The organism is Paucidesulfovibrio gracilis DSM 16080 (genome assembly GCF_900167125.1).
In the GTDB taxonomy this organism is placed as follows: Bacteria; Desulfobacterota; Desulfovibrionia; order Desulfovibrionales; family Desulfovibrionaceae; genus Paucidesulfovibrio; species Paucidesulfovibrio gracilis.
In genome coordinates, this window is record NZ_FUYC01000052.1 from 1 (window position 1) to 1,528 (window position 1,528).

The window sequence follows — 1,528 nt, forward strand, 5'->3', positions numbered from 1 at the left end:
ATGGGCGCGGCGGGCGGCGATCCGGACTGGTACGGATACTGTCTTGACGATCCGGTCAATGGGGTTGACCCTTGGAGGCTGTTCCGCTTCGGCAAGCGCCCCTTGGATTTCCTGCCCGACAATTGGCATGGCATCAGCGTTGATGGCTCCATTGCAGACATTTTTAATTTTGAACCAAAGCACGAGCATGGGTTTTATGAAGATGGCACAGGCGACAATATCGGGTTTGGCAATCAAGGCGAGATGACCACAGAGGACATCTCAAAATACAAACTTGAAGACAAACACTACGATGACAAACGTATGAAACGCGCACAAAAAAGTACGCTTACGGGCAAATATAGCGCATGTGGTATTGCTGGCGACAAAAACAATTGCCAGGACTATGCTGACAGGCTCCGCAAACGTTATAACCTGCTCAATCGTGGAGATAGAATGAGATAAAAGCTCAGGGGCCGGGATGATGCCGTCTTCCAGCCCCTAGCAAAGGATAAGCAATGCGTGTTTTACGATTTTTTACTGTTCTAATGGTCATTAGTGCTATATTCTTTTATAATACAACTTGGTTCCAATCCATGTTTTCAGATGATTTTTATAAAAATATAGCAGAAATACAGTTTGATGTGCTTCATAAGGGGAATACAATATCGATACCGATAAAATACAAATACAAAACATGTTATGATCTAGGAATAGCTGTTCCTGGGAAACATCTTATGGCGTACAGAAAAGAAGGACCAGGAAGGCTCCACTATAAATTTATATCAGATGGAAACATGCTAACTGAAGGTTTTACGCGTCCGGTTTCCCGACACAACATGGGAGGGAATGATGATTATACGGCATTACTACTCATGGTGTTTGACCTTCCGCTAAAAGAGAATGTACGTAACGTGATTCTAGAATTAGAAGTAGTAGAACCTTTTACATTTTTAGCAGAGTATAAAGGCCAAACTTCCATCATAATTAACCCAAACTATGAGCCGAAGGTTGGTGGTTGCTACAATGAGTCTCTCCGAATTATACAATAACCCCAGGGATTGACGACACCAACCACGGTTACGGTTTTCGCGTGCCACTGGCTTTACAGGCGACCTGCACGACCCGGACACCGGCCATGGCTGCGGCTGCCATGCAGCACCCGGATAAGTTGGCGGCGGCGTCAAAGGCAGCAGCGGACTTTGCTTCGGGTGCATTTGACCCGGGGCCGCCACCCCAAAGTCGCACCGGTGGAGCTGGAGCGGCTGTGAGCAAGGTGTATAATTGGTGGAATAACAGGAGTTGAAGTGAGAATAAAGCCTTCTGAAATTTTATTGAGTGCGGTGTTTATTGGAGCAAGCCTTTTGGGTATAGTTTCGGGAGAAGCCTTCTTCAGAGGTTTTCCTTCCCCGATTTGGGTAGAATGGATAATGCTGGCTGGTGGCGTTGCAATCCCCATTCTCGCTTGGTTCCTCCGCTCCCCATCCCGCAAACAGGAAAACGAGAAATAGAACAACCGCCCTACCGGATTGGCAGGGCGGTTTATTCA

2 protein-coding genes and 1 pseudogene are annotated in these 1,528 nt (G+C 46.9%); 2 read left to right on the forward strand and 1 reads right to left on the reverse strand.

Annotated features, from left to right (window positions below):
- Both B5D49_RS14655 and B5D49_RS14660 read left to right on the forward strand, forming a co-directional pair.
- Nucleotides 1-444 (forward strand): annotated as a pseudogene (locus B5D49_RS14655) (RHS repeat domain-containing protein); the annotation flags it as partial.
- Nucleotides 445-497: 53 nt separating this feature from the next.
- Nucleotides 498-1,031, forward strand: a complete 534-nt coding sequence (locus B5D49_RS14660; protein WP_078718460.1) for a hypothetical protein — start codon at nucleotides 498-500, stop codon at nucleotides 1,029-1,031.
- Between the two features lie 279 nt (nucleotides 1,032-1,310).
- Here B5D49_RS14660 and B5D49_RS15090 read toward each other — a convergent pair.
- The coding region (locus B5D49_RS15090) for a hypothetical protein (RefSeq protein ID WP_234990779.1) at nucleotides 1,311-1,528 on the reverse strand (218 nt) is incomplete at its 5' end.